General features: G+C 26.3%; 1 protein-coding gene. It reads right to left on the bottom strand.

The window, feature by feature from the left end; all coding sequences use genetic code 11:
* On the bottom strand, positions 1–525 hold a 525-nt coding region (locus tag L8X36_RS08060), incomplete at both ends, for a hypothetical protein (RefSeq protein ID WP_263683327.1).

The raw sequence follows: 525 nt of genomic DNA on the forward strand, positions 1-525 counted from the left end.
TTCTGCTGGGTCAATAGGTTTATCAGGTATTTCTATTTCACCACCGCCTCCAGTTATTTCATCTAAATTAGGATTAGTATTTAATATCACATTAGTAAAAGCACCATTTATTTTAAAATTTTCTCCATATTTTTCACTTGATGTTTTTTTCCAAGTATTTAATATATCTTGGTTGTTATTGATTAAATCTGCTAAATCTTGACTATCTTCCATCAGAGTATCTATTTGTTTTTTTAAGAAAATAAATTCTTTATCATCTGCACTTGCTAAGCCTTTATTGATTAACTCTACATATTTATTATAAGCTTTAATGGTATCATTAAGCTCATTTTGTTTAGCAATGAGATCTTTTAGATAATTATCAGCACCATCTACTAAAGGCTTTAAATCATTTTTTATGAAATTTTTAAGTTCATTGTTTTTTGTTTTAGCTTGATTGGAAACTTCAATAGCTTTATCTCTATTTTTAGAATATAAATCTTTAGCTTCAGCTGTTAGTTTAGATTCATCTATGTTGTTTTTAGT

It is taken from the genome of Campylobacter sp. CNRCH_2014_0184h (assembly GCF_025772985.1).
Taxonomy (GTDB): domain Bacteria; phylum Campylobacterota; class Campylobacteria; order Campylobacterales; family Campylobacteraceae; genus Campylobacter_D.